General features: G+C 71.8%; 8 protein-coding genes. All 8 read left to right on the top strand.

From position 1 onward, the window contains the following. Positions 1 to 78: 78 nt before the first annotated feature. A complete protein-coding gene (locus ABIC51_RS19485) occupies positions 79 to 4,488 on the top strand; it encodes a non-ribosomal peptide synthetase (protein WP_354006594.1) in 4,410 nt (1,469 codons plus the stop codon). Then, on the top strand, positions 4,485 to 9,959 hold the full coding sequence (locus tag ABIC51_RS19480; RefSeq protein WP_354006593.1) for a non-ribosomal peptide synthetase: 5,475 nt from the start codon (positions 4,485 to 4,487) through the stop codon (positions 9,957 to 9,959). The genes ABIC51_RS19485 and ABIC51_RS19480 overlap by 4 nt, the downstream gene beginning before the upstream one ends. Then, positions 9,956 to 11,008: a Gfo/Idh/MocA family oxidoreductase gene (locus ABIC51_RS19475; RefSeq protein WP_175854277.1), complete on the top strand. Its 1,053-nt coding sequence runs from the start codon at positions 9,956 to 9,958 to the stop codon at positions 11,006 to 11,008. The genes ABIC51_RS19480 and ABIC51_RS19475 overlap by 4 nt, the downstream gene beginning before the upstream one ends. After that, positions 11,005 to 12,726 carry an ABC transporter ATP-binding protein gene (locus ABIC51_RS19470; protein ID WP_354006592.1) on the top strand — a complete coding sequence of 574 codons (1,722 nt, stop codon included), beginning with the start codon at positions 11,005 to 11,007 and terminating at the stop codon, positions 12,724 to 12,726. Before ABIC51_RS19475 ends, ABIC51_RS19470 begins: the two co-directional genes overlap by 4 nt. Then, positions 12,723 to 14,489, top strand: a complete 1,767-nt coding sequence (locus ABIC51_RS19465) for an ABC transporter ATP-binding protein (protein WP_481193122.1) — start codon at positions 12,723 to 12,725, stop codon at positions 14,487 to 14,489. Before ABIC51_RS19470 ends, ABIC51_RS19465 begins: the two co-directional genes overlap by 4 nt. Positions 14,490 to 14,635: 146 nt before the next feature. Then, positions 14,636 to 16,825: a TonB-dependent siderophore receptor gene (locus tag ABIC51_RS19460; protein WP_481193123.1), complete on the top strand. Its 2,190-nt coding sequence runs from the start codon at positions 14,636 to 14,638 to the stop codon at positions 16,823 to 16,825. Next, entirely contained in the window at positions 16,825 to 17,088 is a 264-nt protein-coding gene (locus ABIC51_RS19455) for a hypothetical protein (RefSeq protein WP_059698337.1), read from the top strand. Before ABIC51_RS19460 ends, ABIC51_RS19455 begins: the two co-directional genes overlap by 1 nt. Before the next feature lies 1 nt (position 17,089). Beyond that, positions 17,090 to 18,601 (top strand): PepSY-associated TM helix domain-containing protein, encoded by a 1,512-nt coding sequence (locus ABIC51_RS19450; protein ID WP_354006590.1) that lies wholly within the window; start codon positions 17,090 to 17,092, stop codon positions 18,599 to 18,601. The last annotated feature ends 16 nt before the right edge of the window (positions 18,602 to 18,617 follow it).

Below are 18,617 nucleotides of genomic sequence, written 5' to 3'. Positions count from 1 at the left end.
TGAATGAGATAGATTCTCATTCACGGGTGGCCGCCGCCGCGCGGATCCGCCATCGAACGACCCATACAAGGCGTGCCCATGAGCCAGACCGCTGTCGATTCAACCATCGATCATTCCGATCCTTCCTGTTTTTCTCCCATTGCCTTTCGCTCGCAGCTCGTCGCGATGATCGCGGCGCTGCTCGACGAGCCCGTCGACGAAATCGCGTCGCTCGACGATGACGAGGACCTGCTGAGCTGCGGCCTCGATTCGATCCGGCTGATGTATCTGCAGACGCGCGTGAACCGGCTCGGCTACGCGCTGACGTTCGACGCGCTCGCGCGTACGCCGACGCTCGGCGCGTGGGCCGAGCTGCTCGCGAATGCGCCGCGCGGCGCATCCGCGGCGCCCGACGTCGAAGCCGCCGAGGCGGTCGATGTCGACGTGCATGCGCCGTTCGACCTGTCCGCGGTGCAGCAGGCGTACTGGCTCGGCCGCGGCGACGGTGAAGTGCTCGGCAACGTGAGCTGCCACGCATTCCTCGAGTTTCGCAGCCGCGCGATCGATCCCGTTCGTCTCGACGCGGCATGCCGACTCGTGCGCGAACGCCATCCGATGCTGCGTGCGCGCTTTGCCGGTGGCCGCCAGCAGATCGTCGCGGCACCCGAGGCGCCGGTGTTCGCGCATGCGGACTGGCGCGACCGGACGCCCGCCGAAGCGGAAACCGAATGGGTGTCGCTGCGCGCGTTCCGGTCGCACGAATGTCTCGACGTCGAGCACGCGCAGGTCTTCATGATGGGCCTCGCGCAGATGCCTGGCGGCGAGGATCGCGTGTGGCTGAGCGTGGACCTGCTCGCGGCCGACGTGGACAGCGTGCGGCTGCTGATGCAGGAGATCGGTGCCGCGTATGCCGAGCCGTCGGCGTTGCCCGACGCGCCGTCGACGTGGTTCCCGACCTGGCTCGCGCGTCGCGCGGCCGATACGCGCGATGCGCGGGCCGCGGCGCGCGGCGCATGGCAGGCGCGGCTCGCGACACTGCCGGAAGGGCCGGCGCTGCCGCTCGCCCGTGCGCCGGAAACGATCCGCGCGCCGCGTTTCAGCCGCGTCACGCATACGCTGAGCACGGCCGAGCTGACGCGCCTGCAGGCGCGGGCCGCGCAGCATGGCGTCACGCTGTCGTCGGTGTTCGGCGCGGCGTTCGCCGCGGTGCTCGCGCGCTGGAGCGGCCGGCAGGCGTTCCTGCTCAACGTGCCGCTGTTCGACCGGCACGGCGATGCGCCCGATCTCGGCCGCGTGATCGCCGATTTCACGACGCTGTTGCTCGTCGAATGCGACGTGCGCGCCGACGCGAGCGCGGCCGACACGATACGCGCGTTCCAGCAGCGGCTGCACGGCGCGATCGCGCAGGCTGCGTATCCGGCGCTCGACGTGCTGCGCGATGCGCGCAGGCAGGGTGCGCCGCGCGCGGCGCCGGTCGTGTTCTCGTGCAATCTCGGCGACGCGCCGTTCGTGCCCGACGCATTCGCGCGCGTGTTCGGCGATCTGCACGACATGATTTCGCAGACGCCGCAGGTGTGGCTCGATCACCAGCTCTATCGCGTGCCGGACGGCGCGTTGCTCGCATGGGACAGCGTCGACGGCCTGTTTCCCGACGGGATGGCCGATGCGATGTTCGGCGCGTATGTCGCGCTCGTGCAGGCGCTGTGCGATCGCGACTGGCGGCTGCCGATCGCGGTCGAGCTGCCGTCCGCGCAGCGACGCGTGCGCGATGCGCTCAACGCGGTGCCCGCTCCCGCGCGGCCGCGCACGCTGCATGCCGACTTCTTTGCATCGGCCGCGCGCGAGCCGGCGGCCGTCGCATTGCGGTGCGCCGAGCGCGTGGTGACGCGCGGCGAACTGGCCGCGCAGGCGCTGGCGATCGCGGGTGGCCTGCGTGCCGCCGGCATCGGTCACGGCGATGCCGTCGAGATCAGTCTGCCGCGCGGGCCGGAACAGGTGGCCGCGGTGTTCGGCGTACTGGCCGCCGGCGCGTGTTACGTGCCGCTCGACATTGCGCAGCCGGCCGCGCGCAAGGCACTGATCGAACGCGCGGCCGGCGTGAAGGCCGCGATCGGCGATACGGCGCACGCGGATGCGCCGCTGCCGCGCTTCGATGTTGCATCGCTGATGAAACATGCGCCGCTGGCCGCGCCGCTCGCGGTGGCGCCGCAGGCCACCGCGTACGTGATCTACACGTCCGGTTCGACGGGCGTGCCGAAGGGTGTCGAGATGACGCACGCGGCGGCGCTCAACACGATCGACGCAATCGATGCACTACTCGGCGTGCGTGCGCAAGACCGGCTGCTCGCGGTATCGGCGCTCGATTTCGACCTGTCGGTGTACGACCTGTTCGGCGTGCTCGGTGCCGGCGCCGAGCTCGTGCTGCCGACCCAGGACGACGCGCGCGACGCGGCGCGCTGGATCGACCTGATCGCGCAGCATCGCGTGACGCTGTGGAATTCGGCGCCCGCGCTGCTCGAAATGGCGCTGGCGGTGTCCGCTGCGGCCGACGCATGCCGCAGCGTGCGCGCGGCGCTGCTGTCCGGCGACTGGATCGCGCTCGACCTGCCGGCGCGCCTGCGCGAACGATGCGGCGACGCATGTGCGTTCCATGCGCTCGGCGGCGCGACCGAGGCCGGCATCTGGTCGAACGTGCAGACCGTGCGCAACGTGCCGCCGCACTGGCGTTCGATTCCGTATGGCCGGCCGTTGCCGGGGCAGGCCTATCGCGTCGTCGATACCGACGGCCGCGATGTGCCGGATTACGTGCCGGGCGAACTGCTGATCGGCGGCGACAGTCTCGCGCGCGGCTACCGCAACGATCCCGAGCTGACCGCGCAGCGCTTCGTGCAGCACGCGTCGGGCCGCTGGTATCGCACGGGCGACCGTGGCCGCTACTGGCCCGACGGCATGCTCGAATTCCTGGGGCGCGAGGATCGCCAGGTGAAGGTGCGCGGGCACCGGATCGAACTGGGCGAGATCGAGGCCGCGCTGGCCGCGCATCCGCAGATCGACGGTGCGTGCGCGAGCGTCGTGAATGGCGAAGTTGCGCGCATCGTCGCCGCGTTCGTGCCGGCCGATTGCGGTGCCGCTTGCGTTGCCGATGCAGCGCCGTCGTCGCTCGCGGAGGCCGACCTGGCCGATACGGTTGAGGCGGAAGCGGCCGTTGCGCGTGCCGTCGCCGATCGGCTGCTCGATGGCGGCGCAGGCCTGCCGCCGTCGTTGCGTGCGCACCGGCACGCGAAAGGCGATGCGTCGATCCCCATCGACGGTGCGCTCGATCGGCTCGACTGGTATGCAACCGATCTCGACGATCTGACGGCGTCGCTGCGCGCGCTCGCAGCCGATACGGATACCGCCGCGCAGCGCGTGCCGCTGGACCCGTGCGTGGCACCGCTTGCGTTCGCGACGCGTTTGCCGGACGGCGCCCGCGCGCTGCGCGAGTTTGCCGGCGCGCTGGAGGCACAGGCCGCTGCACGCACGGGTGTGCTGCGGGTCGCGGTGGTCGACGCCCGCGCCGGGCAATGGTTCGAAGCGGGCCTCGGCGTGCTCGACGATCCACGTTTCGACGTGACGCTGTTCGACGTGTCGCCGGGGCTGCTGCACACCGCACAGGCACGCTTCACCCTTACGAGGCCCGCGCTTCAGGCGATGCAGGACGGCTTGTTGCCCGCGCGGCATCTCGGCGAATTCGATTGCGTGATCAGTTTCGCGGCCGCGCATCTGCGCGACGATCCGCGCGATACGTTCCGGATCGCGGCAGCGTTGCTGGCGCAAGACGGCCGCCTGCTGTTCGCCGACGTGCTGCGTGACTCGCCGCTGCGTGAACTCGTCGCGAGTGTGGCGGGGGATGCGTCGTTGCCTCGGCCGTTCACGCCCGATGCGATCGCCGCCGCCGCGCATGCGTGCAGTTTTACGCTCGACTCCCGAAGCTGGCGTTCGAACGCATTCGCGTGCATCGACGCGCGCCGTACCGGCGAACCGGCCGCGCAAGCGGCGCTGGCCGACTGGCTGCGCGACCGCTTGCCCGACGCGATGCGCCCCGATGCGCTGTGGTGCATCGCGCGCTGGCCGCTCAACGCGAACGGCAAGATCGACCGGCGGGCGGTGGGCGAGGCGCTCGCGCGCGCGCTCGGCGACGCACCTGCCGCCCACGATGCATTCGTGCCGGCCGACGAACGGCAGGCGACGCTGCTCGCATGCTGGGAGCACGCGCTCGGCCGCCCGGCGAACGCGCGCGACGCGACGTTCTTCGCGCTCGGCGGCGACAGCCTGCTCGCGACGCGCCTGCTCGCGCAACTGCGCGAGCGGCTCGGCGTGCGGGTCGGGATGGCGGCGTTCTACCGGCAGCCGACGCTCGCGGGTCTCGCCGCGCAGCTCGACGAGGCCGCACTGGCCGCGCCGGCCCTGCAAGCCTCGCAGGCAGCCGGCGACACGCCGGTTGCGACGATCGAGGAGGGCGTGCTGTGAGCTTCGATGACGTGCTCGATCTTTGCCGCGAACGCCGGATCGAACTGTGGTGCGACGACGGCGGCCAGTTGCGCTATCGCGCGCCGGCCGGCGCGCTCGATGCGGACCTCGCCGCGCGCATCAAGGCCGAACGCGACGCGTTCGTCCGCTTCCTGCAGGGCGGCGCATGGCGCTGCGATCCGGTGCGCCGTCACGAGCGGTTCGCGCTGACGCCGGTGCAGGCCGCGTACGTGCTCGGCCGCCACGAATCGTTCGAGTTCGGCGGCAATGCGTGCCATCTGTACGTCGAATACGGCGAGCCCGCGAATCTCGACTGCGTGCGCTTCGAGGCGGCGTGGAACGCGTGCGTCGCGCGGCATCCGATGCTGCGCGCGATCGTCGAGGACAACGCATGGCAACGCGTGCTGCCCGACGTGCCGTGGCAGCCGCTCACAGTGCACGACCTGCGCGATGCCGACGCGAACGCGTTCGACGCGCACGTGAAGCGCGTGCGCGAGCGTCTCGACCATGCGGTGCACGCGCTCGACCGCTGGCCGGTGCTGCAGCCGGAAGTGAGCCTCGGGCCGGACGGTGCGGTGCTGCACCTGTCGGTCGATTTCACGCTGATCGACTACGCGAGCCTGCAATTGCTGCTCGCCGAATGGCGGCGCCGCTACGACGACCCGCAGTGGCAGCCCGAGGCGCTCGACGCGACGTTCCGCGACTACGTCGTCAATGAAGCCCATGCCGGCACGCGCGCGGAACATGCGCGCGACAAGGCGTGGTGGCTTGCGCGCATCGACGATCTGCCGCCGCGCCCCGATCTGCCGGTGGTGCCCGCGATGCCGTCCGGCGCACGGCCGCGCTTCACGCACCGGCATGCGCGGCTCGATCGTGCGCAATGGGCCGCGCTGAGCGGCCACGCGAGCCGCTTCGGCTTGAGCGCGGCGAGTGTCGCGCTGGCCGCGTTCGCCGAAGTCGTCGGCCGCTGGAGCCAGTCGCCCGCGTTCTGCCTGAACCTGACGGTGCTGAACCGGCCGCCCGTGCATCCGCGCATCGACGCGGTGCTCGGCGATTTCACCGCGCTGAGCCTGCTCGCGGTCGACGCGACGCACGGGCGCGATTTTGTCGAGCGCGCCCGCACGATCGGCGCGCGGATGTTCGACGACCTCGACCATCGTGCGTTTACCGGTGTCGACGTGATGCGCGAACTCGCGCGACGGCGCGGCAAGGATGCGGCGCTGATGCCGGTGGTGTTCACGAGCGGCATCGGCAGTGTCGGCCGGCTGCTCGGCGAGCACGCGGCCCGCGCCGAGCCGCCGCGCTACATGATCAGCCAGACGCCGCAGGTGTGGCTCGACTGCCAGGTGACCGATCAGTTCGGCGGCCTGGAAATCGGCTGGGACGTGCGCGACGACCTGTTTCCGGACGGGATGCCCGCGGCGATGTTCGACGCGTACGTCGCCCTGCTGGGCCGGCTCGCCGCCGACGCGGCGTGGTGGTCGCGCGCGGGCGACATCGTGCTGCCGTCCGCTGCGCCCGCCGCCGGGATCCATCCGGATGCGGATACGCACATCGCGGCCGGCTTCGCCGCGCAGGCGTTGCGTACGCCCGACGCGCCGGTGGTGATCGATGCGCAGGGGGCGCGCACGTATCGCGACGTCGCGCAGCACGCGGCGGCGCTGCGGTCGGCGCTCGAACAGGCCGGCGTCGCCGCGGGCGATACCGTCGCGGTGCTGATGCCGAAATGCGCGCACCAGCTCGTGGCCGTGCTCGCGATCGTCCAGGCGGGCGCCGCGTACGTGCCGGTCGACAGCCGCCAGCCGGCGCTGCGGCAACAGGCGATCCTGCGCAATGCGCGGGTGCGTGCGGTTGTCAGCGTGCAGGCGCTCGAGTTCGAACACGACGGGTGCGTGCGCATCGATGTCGATGCAGTGCCGATCGATCCGCAATGGCCGCCGCGCGCCGCGCGCGACATCGCCGGCGACGCACTCGCGTACGTGATCTATACGTCGGGCTCCACCGGCGAGCCCAAGGGCGTGATGCTGAGCCACGCGGCCGTCTGCAACACGCTGGCCGACATCAGCGCGCGCCATGAAGTCGGCGACGGCGACGTGGTGCTCGGCCTGGCCGAGTTGAGCTTCGACCTGTCCGTCTACGACTTCTTCGGCGCGACCGCGCGCGGCGCGTGCATCGTGCTGCCCGATCCGGCGCGCGGCAACGATCCGTCGCATTGGGCCGCGCTGATGGCGCGCCATCGCGTGACGCTGTGGAATTCGGTTCCCGCGCAAGGGCAGATGCTGATCGATTACGTCGAAGGCGAACCGGCGCTCGATGTGCCGGGCCCGCGCCGCGTGCTGTGGTCGGGCGACTGGATTCCGGTGACGCTGCCCACCCGCTGGTGGCGGCGCTGGCCCGACAGCGCGCTGTTCAGCCTCGGCGGCGCGACCGAGGCGTCGATCTGGTCGATCGAGCATCCGATCCGTCCGGCGGACACGCAGCTGGCCAGTATTCCTTACGGCCGCGCGCTGACCGGGCAGACGATGGAGGTGCTCGACGCGCTCGGCCGGCCGTGCCCGACGGGCGTGCGCGGCGAGATCCATATCGGCGGTGTCGGGCTGGCGACGGGTTACGCGAACGATCCGGTGCGAACGGCCGAACGCTTCATCCGTCATGGCGACGGGCGGCGACTCTACCGCACCGGCGATCTCGGCCGCGTGCGCGCCGACGGTTCGCTCGAATTCCTCGGGCGGCAGGACGATCAGGTGAAGATCCGCGGCTACCGGATCGAGCTGGCCGAGATCGATGCGGCGCTGACCGCGCATCCGCTCGTCGGCGCGGCCGCGACGATCGTGCTCGGCGACGGCACGGAGCGCCGGCTCGCGAGCTTCGTGTCGCTGCACGGCGCGGAGCCGCCGCAGCAGGACGACGCGCTGCACGAGATCGCGGCGCACGTGCGCACGGCGTTCGACGCCGCGCGCTGGCCCGCGCATGCGGACGTGGCGCGGTCGGTTGCCCGGCTCGAAGCGGCCTGCGTTGCATCGCTGGCAGCGTGGATCGTGCCGGTAGGGGCGCTGACCGAGGAGGCGGCGACGGACTTCGCGACGTTGTGCGAACGGTTGCGCGTGCCGGCGGCGCGACAGCATCTGCTGCGTCACTGGCTGGCGATGCTCGACCGGCACGGCGTGCTGCACGCGGATGCCGAAGGCGGCTGGCGCAGGCGGCCCGATGCCGGCCATGCCGATGCGCATGCCTGCTGGGACGCGTTTGCGCAGGATGCGTCGCCCGATCTGTGGCCGGCCGTCCTCGTCGACTACTTCCGCGACAGCGCGGGATGCATCGACGTACAGGTGGACGGCACCGTGTCGCCCGCCGGCCTGATGTTCCCGGAAGGCGCATCGCATATCGCCGACGCGATGTACAGCGACGGCGAACATGCGCGGGCCCTGCACGACGGAATGGCACAGGCGGTGCGTGCGATCGTCGCGCGCGAGCCGCAGCGCCCGTGGCGCATCCTCGAGATCGGCGCGGGCACGGCCGCGGCGACACGGGCGATCGTCGACGCGCTCGCGCCGCTGGTCGAAGCGGGCGCGCGGATCGACTACCTGTTCAGCGACGTGTCGAGCTATTTCCTCGCGGCGGCGCGCGAGCGCTTCGCCGCGTATCCGTGGATGCGGTTCGAGCGGTTCGACATGAACGCGGCGCTCGACGCGCAGGGTATTGCGCCGCATTCGATCGACATCACGATCAGCTCCGGCGCGCTGAACAATGCACGCGACACGGTCGCGCTGGTTGCCGGATTGCGCGCGCTGTCGGCGGCCGATGCGTGGTGGGTGATCCAGGAACTGACGACCGAGCATCCGGAGATCAGCATCAGCCAGGGGTTGATGATGGAAACGCCGCACGACGCGCGCGTCGAATCGGCGCGTCTGTTCGTGCCGCGCGCGCAGTGGCTCGAATGGCTGCAAGAGGCGGGCGGCGATCGCGCGCTCGGTTGCGTGGCACCCGGCACGCCGCTCGACGCACTCGGCTACGACATCCTGCTCGCGCACGTGAAGCGCGGTGCGGCGCGCATCGCGCCGGACGCGCTGCTGGCATGCGTCGCGGAGCGCGTGCCGGGCTACATGGTGCCGTCGCAATTGCGCGTGCTCGACCGCCTGCCCGTGACCGCGAACGGCAAGATCGATCGCCGCACGCTGGCCGGCATCGCCGGCATCCGCGAACCGGAGCCGGCGGCCGCCCGGCCGGCTCACGCGCAGGCCGCCGCCGATCCGCTGCTGGCGCGGCTGATCGGCTTGTGGGAAGCCGTGCTCGATACGCGCAACGTCACGCCCGATCAGGACTTCTTCGCCGCGGGCGGCGATTCGCTGCTGATCGCGCAACTCGTGTCGCGGCTGCGCGGCGAGGAACCGCTCGCGCACGCGCATCCGTTCGACCGGTTGCTGCGCTGGGTGCTCGCGCAACCGACGCCCGCCGCGTTCGCGCAATGCCTGCGCGACGCGGATGCGCGGCCGTCGGGCAGCGCATCGCCGGTTGCGCCGGCCGCTCCGCGCAGCGCGCACGTTTCGGCGGTCGTCCATGCGCCGGCGCCGCGCGTGCGTGCCGGCGTGCGGCCGATCACGCTCGCGCCCGGCGACGGCGTGCCGCGCGTGATCGTGCATGAAGGGCTCGGCACCGTGCATGCGTATCGTCCGGTCATGCCGGCGCTCGCGCGGCTCGGCCCGGTGCTCGGCTTCGCGGTGCGCGACGCGCAGGACTATCTCGACCTGCCGGCGCGCCACCTGAACGCGACGCTCGGCCGGCGTTATGCGGATGCGCTGTGGCGCACCGGCGTGCGCGAGGTCGACGTGCTCGGCTACTGCTCGGGCGGGCTGGTCGCGCTCGAAATGGCGAAGTCGCTGGTGCAGCTCGGCGTCGAGGTGCGCACGCTCGACATCGTGTCGAGCTACCGGATTCCGTACCTGATCGAAGACGAGCGGCTCGTGCTGTTCAACTTCGCGGCGACGCTCGGGCTGCCGCTCGACGCGCTCGGGTTTCCGGAGACGTATGTGCTGGCCGACGCACTCGCCGACGCATTGAAGGCCGACCCCGCGCGTCTCGCGCCCGGCAGCCTGCAGGCCCAGCTGGAGATTTTCGGCGACCGCTGCGAGCCGCTCGACACGTTGCGCCGCCGCGTGCTGCGCGCGGCCGCCGGATTGTCGATGCAGGACGAGGTCGCGCATCCGCTGCTCGACGAGCGCGAACGGCTGTACCGGCTCTTCATGCATTCGGTGCAGGCGAGCCACTGGGCGGGCGACGCGCCGTACGCGGGTGCGCTGCGGCTGTTCGTGCCGGAGCGTTGCAACCCGCTGATTCCGCAGCAGCGCGCGGCGCTCACCGAATACTGGACGGCGCAGGCGCTCGGCGGCATCACGTCCGTCGACATCCCCGGCGGTCATTTCGACTGCCTGAACGCCGCGTTCGTCGACACCCGCCTGAAGGAGGCGCAATGAAGGCTCATCCGCTGCCGGTCGTCGTGGCCGGCTCCCGCTTCGGCCAGTTCTATGCGGCGGGCCTCGCCGCGTCCGGCACGTATCGCGTCGCAGGCATCCTGGGGCAAGGCAGCGCGCGTACCGCCGCGCTGGCCGCGCGCGTCGGCGCGCCCGTGTTCGACCGTCCGGAAGCGTTGCCCGACGACGTGCGCGCTGCGTGCGTCGCGGTCGGCGGCGCGGCGCGCGGCGCCGACGGGGCCGCGCTCGCGTGCCGGCTGCTCGAGCGCGGGATCGACGTCGTGATCGAGCATCCGCTGCTGCCCGACGAATGGGACCGCGTGCTGCGCACCGCGTCGCGTCATGGCCGGCGCTGCCTGCTCAACAGTTTCTATCCGAACCTGCCGGTCGTCTCCCGCTTCATCGCCGTCGCGCGACGGTTGCGTGAAACGAGTGCGCCCGTGCATGCGGATGTCGTGTGCTCGGTGCAGGCCAGTTACGCGGCGCTCGACGTGCTCGCCGCCGCGCTGCAGGGTGTAGGCCCGTGGTCGGTCGAGCCGGTCGGGCCGGCACTGTCGTCGATGCGCGAATGCGCGATGGTGCTCGCCGAAACGCCGGTCTCGCTGCGCGTGCACAACGAGATGGCGGCGGCCGACGACGGCCGGATGAGCATGCTGTTCAGCATCACGCTGACGACGGACGCCGGCACGTGGACGCTCGCGTCGCCGCATGGCCCGCTGTGGTGGGCGCCCGCGCTGCGCGAACCGGCGACGGACGACGACGGGCTGTTCCCGATCTTCGGCGACGCGGCGGGCGACGACATGCCGAGCATCCAGATCTGCGACGAAGCGCGCGATACGTGGGGCGCGATTCATGCCCGCAGCTGGCCGCAGGCGGCCGTGCGCGCGGTCGACCGGCTCGTGTCGGGCGAAGGGCTGCACGCGTGCAACCAGCGCAGCATCGACGTGACGCGCGTCTGGCAGCAACTGACGATGCAGCTCGGTTTTCCGGAGCAGCCGCCGGGCGACGCGTGCGCGGCCACGCTCGGCATGCTGCTGGAGCGTGCCGCATGAAGGGGCCGTTGCTTTCGATGTTGCGGCCGTTCGCGGCGCCGCTTGCGGCGGCGGTCGTGCTGCAGGCGCTGGCGGGTGTCGCGTCGCTCGTGCCGTGGCTCGCGCTCGGCCGTATCGCCGACGCATGGCGCGCGACGGCACAGCTCGACGCGACGGCGCGCGGCTGGCTCGTCGCGGCCGTGGTGGCCGGCGTGTGCTGGCTGGGCGGCCAGACGGTCGCGCTGCACCTGACCCACCGTGTCGACGCCGATCTCGCCGACCGCTTGCGCAGGCGGCTCGCCGATCATCTGCAACGCTTGCCGCTCGGCTGGTTCGCGCGAGCAGGCAGCGACCGCGTCGCGCGTCACGTCGACCAGGACGTGCGCGCGCTGCACCAGCTCGTCGCGCACGCGCCGGCCGACGTCACGCAACTCGTCGTCGTGCCGTGCGCGGCGCTGGCGTGCCTGCTTTACCTGAATCCCGGGCTGCTCGCCTTTGCGCTGGTCCCGCTCGTCGCGGGCGCCGCGCTGTTCCGCTGGATGCGCTCGGCGCGGTTCGTACCGGCCGTCGCGGCGCGCAACGCGGCACTCGAACAGCTGATGGGCGATTACGCGCAGCTCGCGCAGAACCCGGCGCTCGTGCGGCAGTATCCGGGCGCCGGCATCGAGGCGGCCGCGCTCGCGTCGACCGGGCGCTTCGACCAGGCGTTTTCGGCGTGGGTCGGCCGCGTCGGCGGGCCCGGTGCCTGCACGCAGGTGCTGCTCGGCACGCCGTTCCTGCTCGCGTGGGTCGTGTTCGGCGCGACGTGGCTCACGGCCGGCCGCCTGCCGGTCGGCGAACTGTGTGCGTTCGCGCTGCTGATCTGGGCGGTTGCCGCGCCGGTGCGGGCGCTCGGCCACGGTGCCGACGCGTTGCGTGAGGCGCGCGCGGCCGCTGCGCGCCTCGATGCGTTGCTCGCGCAGCCGGGCCTGCCCGAGCCGGCCGATGGCGCGGCGCAGGTGCCGCGCGATGCGTCGATCGAGCTGCGCGGCGTGAGCGTCGACATCGACGGCACGCCGATCCTGCGCGACATCGACGCGGCGGTCGCGGCGGGCACGACCACCGCGATCGTCGGGCCGTCGGGTGCGGGCAAGAGCACGCTGCTGATGCTGCTCGCGCGCTTCATGGATCCCGACCGCGGCACGGTGCGGCTCGGCGGCGCCGACCTGCGGCTGCTCGCGCCGGATACGCGGCGCGAGCAGGTGGCGATGGTGTTCCAGCAGGCCGCCGCGCTCGACGTGTCGATCGCCGCGAACATCGCGCTGTACCGGCCCGATGCCGATCACGACGCGATTCGTGCGGCCGCGCGCACAGCCTGTCTCGACGAACGCATCGATGCGTTGCCGGGCAGCTACGGTTGCGTGTGCGGGCGCGACGTGCGGCTGTCCGGCGGCGAGCTGCAGCGGCTGGCGATTGCGCGTGCGCTGCTGTCGACGGCGCCGCTGTTGCTGCTCGACGAACCGGCGTCGGCACTCGATCCGCAAACCGCGCGTGCATTGCGCAATGCGCTGCGCGGCGACGCGCGCACGCGCGTGATCGTCAGCCACGATCTCGACGCGATCCGGCAGGCGGACCAGATTCTCGTGATGGATCGCGGCCGCATCGTCGAGCGCGGCACGCATGCGGCGCTGCTGGCCGCGTGCGGGCTGTATGCGCGGCTGTGGCGCGAACGCGGTGCCACGGACGGGGAGGCCGCATGATGATGAAATCGCTCAAACGTTTGCAGTGCCTGCCATCCGGCACACGCCGCGCGCTGTGGCGCGGGGTCGGCTGGGCGATGGCGGCCGCGTTGCTCGACGGCGCTTGCGGATTGCTGCTCGTGCCGTTGATCCGCGCGTGGTTCGCCGGCGCGCAGGGGGCCGTGTTGCACTGGACGATCGTGCTCGGTGCGCTGACGTTGTGCCATGCATTCGTGCTGTACGTCGCGCAGCGCGGCGGCTATCGCGCGGGCGGCGCGCTCGCGGCCGGTCTCGTCGAACGCCTCGTGCGGCACCTGCCGCGTATCGCGTCGTGGCAGGCCGTGCGCGACAGTCATCCGGCCGGGCTGCTGCGCGGGCCGGTCATGCAGGCGATGGGGATTCCGGCGCACCTGCTCGGGCCGCTGATCGGCGCGGTCGTGACGCCGCTTGCGGTCGTCGCCGGGCTCGCGTGGATCGACTGGCGCATCGCGCTGTGCCTCGCGGCAGCCGCCGTGTTGCTGTTCGCACTGCTCGAGCGCGGCGGCACGCGCACCCTTGCGTTCGAGCAGGCGCGCGCGTCCGGCGATCGCGACATGGCCGTGCAGCTTCAGACCTTCGCCGCGCATCAGGGGCTGCTGCGCTTCGCGGGCCGGGAAGGCGACGCGCGCGCGGCGCTGATGCACGCGTTCGACGCGCAGCATCGCCGCACGCGCGCGCTGATGCGCCGCTCGCTGCCGATCGAACTCGGCTTCGCGGGCGCGGTGCAGGGCGTGTTCGTCGCGATGCTGGCCGGCGGCGCATGGGCCGTCTCGGCGGGCCGGCTCGATGCCGCGACGGCCGTGGCGGTGCTCGTGCTGCTCGTGCGTTTCATCGAACCGCTCGCGCAGCTCACGCAGCTCGACCAGGCGCTGCGCGGCGCCTGGCGCGCGCTCGACACCGTGCTCGCGGTGCTGCATGCGCCGCGTTTCGACAGCCCCGACCGCGGCACGCCGGTACACGACGCGAGTGTCGACGCGGTGCGCGTCGGCTACCGTTCGCCCGCCGGCGCGACGCTGCTGGACGGCGTCGACCTGCATTGCCCGGCGGGCGGCTTCGTCGCGATCGTCGGCCCCACGGGCGCCGGCAAGAGCACGCTGCTCGGCCTGCTCGCGCGGCTTGACGATCCGGGCGCCGGGCGCGTGCTGCTCGGCCGCGCCGATGTGCGGCACCTGAGCGAGGCGACGCTCGCGGCGACGCGCAACCTCGTGTTCCAGGACAACGGGCTGTTTCGCGGCAGCCTCGCGTGGAACGTGCGGATGGGCCGCCCGGATGCGACCGATGCCGAACTGCGCGACGCGCTCGACGCGGTCGGCCTGCTGCACGACGCCGAGCGCTTGCCGGACGGGCTCGAATCCGACGTGGGGCCGGGCGGCCAGTTGCTGTCGGGCGGGCAGCGCCAGCGGGCGTGCCTGGCGCGCGCGCTGCTGTCGCGTGCGCCGGTGCTGATGTTCGACGAGCCGACCGCGAGCCTCGACGAATCGAGTGCGCGGCGCGTGCGCGACAGCCTCGTCGCGCTGCGCGGGCAGCGCACGCGCATCGTCGTCACGCACCAGCCGGCGCTCGCGGCGGCCGCCGACACGATCGTCGTGCTCGATGCGGGCCGCGTACGGGCGACCGGCACGCACGCGCAGCTTGTCCAGGCCGACGCGTGGTACGCGACTTTCGCCCGCGCCGGGCAGCTGCCCGATGGCCTCGCACCGGCCGAAACGATCGCGGAAGCCCGGCCGGCCGAATCCGAACACTGACGTGAACAATGCGGGCCGGCGTGCCCGGAATCGATAGGAAAAGCCCCTCGATCGAAAAATGGCCTGCCGGTTCTATTTGATAATGAGAATGATTATCAAATACGGGGGCGTGAATGCGGTACGAGGTGCTGGAACCTGGGAGATCGATGACGAAGGGCGCGCGCGTCGCCCGTTTGGGGCGAGGGCGCTGGCGCCCGTCGCTGTATCTCGGCCTGCTGATCGCCGCGCATCCGGCGGCGGCGTTCGCCGATGCGACGCCGGCGGCCGGCGCGGAAGTCCGGAAGGAGGAAACGACCGCCGTGAAGCCTGCCGCGGGCGAGCTGAAGGCGATTTCCGTGACCGCGTCGCGCGGCGTGGCCGACGATCCGGCCGTGGCGACGGTCGGCAAGATGCCGCTGGCGTTGCGGGAGATTCCGCAGTCGGTCAGCGTGACGACGCGCGAACGGATCGACCAGCAGAACCTGTACTCGCTCGACGAGGTGATGCAGCAATCGGCGGGCGTGACCGTGCAGCCGTACGTGCTGCTCACCACCGCGTATTTCGTGCGCGGCTTCAAGGTCGATTCGTTCGAATTCGACGGCGTGCCGGTGGTGATCGGCGACATGGCGAGTGCGCCGCAGGACATCTCCGTGTACGAACGCGTGGAGATCCTGCGCGGCGCGAACGGCCTGCTGCACGGCTCGGGCAACCCGGCCGCGACGGTCAACCTCGTGCGCAAGCGGCCGCAGTACCAGTTTTCCGCGAACGCGAGCGTGAGCGTCGGCAGCTGGGACCGCTACCGCGCGGAAGCCGACATCGGCGGCCCGCTCAATGCGGCCGGCACCGTGCGCAGCCGGCTCGTCGCCGCATACGAGGATCGTCATTTCTTCTACGACCACGCGAAACAGGACACGCGCTCGATCTACGGCATCACGGAAGTCGACGTGACGCGCGACACGCTGCTCACGTTCGGCGCGCAGTACCAGACGACGCGCTCGGTGCCCGACATGTCCGGCGTGCCGATGGCGCGCGACGGGTCGAGCCTCGGCCTGTCGCGCTCGACGTTCCTCGACACCGCGTGGGGCCACTTCGACTGGGACACGACGCGCGCGTTCGCGTCGGTCGAGCAGAAACTCGGCGCCGGCTGGAAGGCGAAGGTCAGCGGCGAATACCAGAGCGTGCGTTCCGACCTGAAATACGCGGGCTCGTACGGCGCGATCGATCCGTCGACCGGTGCGGGCGGCGCGCTGATGGGCGGCGCGTATCGGTTCAGCAGCTACAGCCGCAGCATCGATGCGAACGTGCAGGGCCCGGTGCATGCGTTCGGGCTGACGCACGACCTGCTGTTCGGCGTGACCTACGCGAACAGCAGCAGCGGGCAGATGTCGGCGCAGCTGCTCGGCAACGTGGCCGGCATGCCGGTGAACGTCTACCGCTGGAACCCGAGCAGCGTGCCCGAGCCGGGCGTCGGCCCGTACCAGCAGTCGCAGCAGAACGACGTGTCGCAGAAGGGCGTGTACGGGCTCGGCCGCATCAAGCTCGCGGAACCCGTCACGCTCGTGCTCGGCGGCCGGATGAGCTGGTGGAACCAGGACAGCCTCGGCGCGCACTACAACACCGGCCACCAGTTCACGCCGTACGGCGGGCTGATCTGGGATTTCGCGCGCGACTGGTCGTGGTACGCGAGCTATGCGGAAGTGTTTCAGCCGCAAACCAAGTCGATGTGGGGCGGCGGCATCCTGACGCCGGTGAAGGGACGCACCTACGAGACGGGCGTGAAGGGCGAACTGGCGGGCGGCAAGCTGAACGTGTCGCTCGCGGCGTTCCGCATCGATCTCGACAACAATCCGCAGGTCGATCTCGCGCATCCGTGTGCCGGGCCGAACTGCTACTACGTGAACGGCGGCAGCGTGCGCAGCCAGGGCTTCGAGTTCGAGGCGAACGGCCGCATCACGCCGTGGTGGAGCGTGTGGGCGAGCTACACGTACGACACGATGCGCTATGCGGACAACCTCGCGAACGCGGGCACGTTCGCGCCGCTGCTGAACCCGCGCCACCTGTTCCGGCTGTGGACCAACTACGACCTGCCGTGGCAGGAACGGCGCTGGAGCGTCGGCGGCGGCGTGCAGGTGCAGAGCAATTACTCGGCGCAGGCGAACGGCGTCACGATGAGCCAGGGCGGCTACGCGCTCGCCAGCGTGCGGCTCGGCTATCGCTACGACAAGCACTGGAGCGCGGCCGTCAACGTGAACAACCTGTTCGACCGCAAGTACTACCTGAGCCTGAGTCAGCCGGGCTGGAACAACCGCTACGGGGAGCCGCGCAACGTGATGCTGACCGTGCGCGGGCAGTTCTGATGGCGGGCGGCTGGGGGACGCGGGCGGCGCTCGCGATCGCAGGCGTGCTGCCGGGCGCGGTCGCGCTGGCGCTCACGCTGGCCCGTCATTACCCGGCCGACGGCCTGAACCGGCTCTACGCGGCGGTGCTGCTGTCGCTGGCCGCGGGTGTCGCCGCGCTGCTGTGGGTGCTCGTCGCGCCCGGGCGGCGGCAGGCCGCGTGGCGCGCCTGCCTGTGGCTCGCGGTGCTCGTGCCGTGCGCGATGTTCTGGGGAGGGCGCTGACATGGACGCTTCATCGCGTTCGCGCTGGCGCGCGCTGCATCGCGGCGCCGGTGCGCTGTTCGGCGTGGTGCTGTTCGTCGTGCTGTTCAGCGGCACGTGGAGTCTCGCGACCGATTCGATGCAGGGCTGGTGGCGCGCGCCGCCGGTCGCCGTCGCGCGGCCGGCGCTGCCGCTCGATGCGCTCGTCGCGCGCGCGGCGGCGCTCGGCGTGCCGTTGCGCGATGCGCGCATCGTGCTGCCGCAACCGGACGATCCGGCGATCCGTTTCTGCGACGCACGCCAGGCCTGCACGCTGGCGCTCGACCCGGCGACGGGCGAGCGGCTGGCCGACGGCGGACGCGCGGCGTTGCTCGTCACGCTGCACAAGACACTGTTCGCGGGCTTTCCCGGGCGGATTTTCGTCAGCCTGTGGGGGATCGTGCTGCTCGTGCTCATCGTCGCGGGCCTGGTCGTGCATCACCGGCGCTGGCCTGCTGCCGCGCGCATCCGGCGCGGCAGCGGGCTGCGCGCCGCGCTGTTCGACCTGCACGCGTGGATCGGCCTGTGGGGCTCGCCGTGGCTCGTGCTGTTCGCGTTCACCGGCGCGTTGTCGGGGCTGGGCGCGCTCGGCACGGTGTCGCTTGCGGGCGTCGCGTATCCGGGGCAACCGCAGCGCGCGTTCGCCGAACTGCTCGGCGGGCCGCCGCCGACTGCCGCCGGCGGCGCGTGGCAACGCGCGGCCGATCTCGAGGCGCTGCTGCGGCGCGATGCGGCGCGCACGCCGGATTTCCGGCGCGAAGCCGTCGTGTTGCATCGGTGGGGCGACGTGAACGCGCGTGTCGAGATTGCCGGGACGACCGCCGGCCTGCCGAGCACGGCGCTGTTCGAGCGTCACCTGTATCGCGCGGTGGACGGGCAATGGCTCGCGGACGCCACGTCGCGCGGCCGAGGCTTCTGGTTGCGCGCGTTCATCGCGGTGCAGCCGCTGCATTTCGCGCAATACGGCTGGGTCGGTGCGATGGGCGGCGTGCTGCGCGTGCTGCATTTCCTGATGGGACTCGCGGCGTGCGCGCTCTGCGCGACGGGGCTGCATCTGTGGATCGAGCGGCGGCGGGCGCAGCACGACCGCTCGGCGAACGTGCTGGCCGCGGTTGCCGTCGGCGCCTGCGGCGGGCTGGTGCTCGCCGGCGGCGTCCTGCTGCTCGCGGGGCGTGCGCTGCCCGTCGGCGTGCACGTCGACCATGTGCTCGCGATGCTGTTCTGGGCCGTGTGGGGCGGCGCGTTCACGCTCGCGGCCTGCGTTGCCGATCGCGCGGCCTGGCTGCGCACGCTGATGCGTGCGGCCGGCGCCGCTTACGGGCTGGCAGGGGCGACGCATTGCGCGATCGCGCTGCTCGGCGCGGGCGAACCCGTGTACTGGCCGATCGACGCGGCCCTCGTCGCGTTCGGCGCATTGCTGCTGCGTGCCGCGCGCCGTCCGCGCCGCGATGCGATACGGCCCGCGCGTGTGCCGGCCGGCGCCGAACCTTTTTAATTTCATGCAACTGGAG

The organism is Burkholderia sp. 572 (assembly GCF_040545135.1).
Lineage (GTDB): Bacteria > Pseudomonadota > Gammaproteobacteria > Burkholderiales > Burkholderiaceae > Burkholderia > Burkholderia cepacia.
The sequence above is the reverse complement of the archived record's forward strand: the minus strand, read 5'-3'. Positions and strand labels throughout refer to the sequence as shown.

Excerpts from the sequence above, each read along its gene's own strand:
- ABIC51_RS19485 (WP_354006594.1), top strand. The coding sequence starts at position 79 with ATGAGCCAGACCGCTGTCGATTCAACCATCGATCATTCCGATCCTTCC.
- ABIC51_RS19475 (WP_175854277.1), top strand. The coding sequence starts at position 9,956 with ATGAAGGCTCATCCGCTGCCGGTCGTCGTGGCCGGCTCCCGCTTCGGC.
- ABIC51_RS19470 (WP_354006592.1), top strand. The coding sequence starts at position 11,005 with ATGAAGGGGCCGTTGCTTTCGATGTTGCGGCCGTTCGCGGCGCCGCTT.
- ABIC51_RS19465 (WP_481193122.1), top strand. The coding sequence starts at position 12,723 with ATGATGATGAAATCGCTCAAACGTTTGCAGTGCCTGCCATCCGGCACA.
- ABIC51_RS19460 (WP_481193123.1), top strand. The coding sequence starts at position 14,636 with ATGACGAAGGGCGCGCGCGTCGCCCGTTTGGGGCGAGGGCGCTGGCGC.
- ABIC51_RS19455 (WP_059698337.1), top strand. The coding sequence starts at position 16,825 with ATGGCGGGCGGCTGGGGGACGCGGGCGGCGCTCGCGATCGCAGGCGTG.
- ABIC51_RS19450 (WP_354006590.1), top strand. The coding sequence starts at position 17,090 with ATGGACGCTTCATCGCGTTCGCGCTGGCGCGCGCTGCATCGCGGCGCC.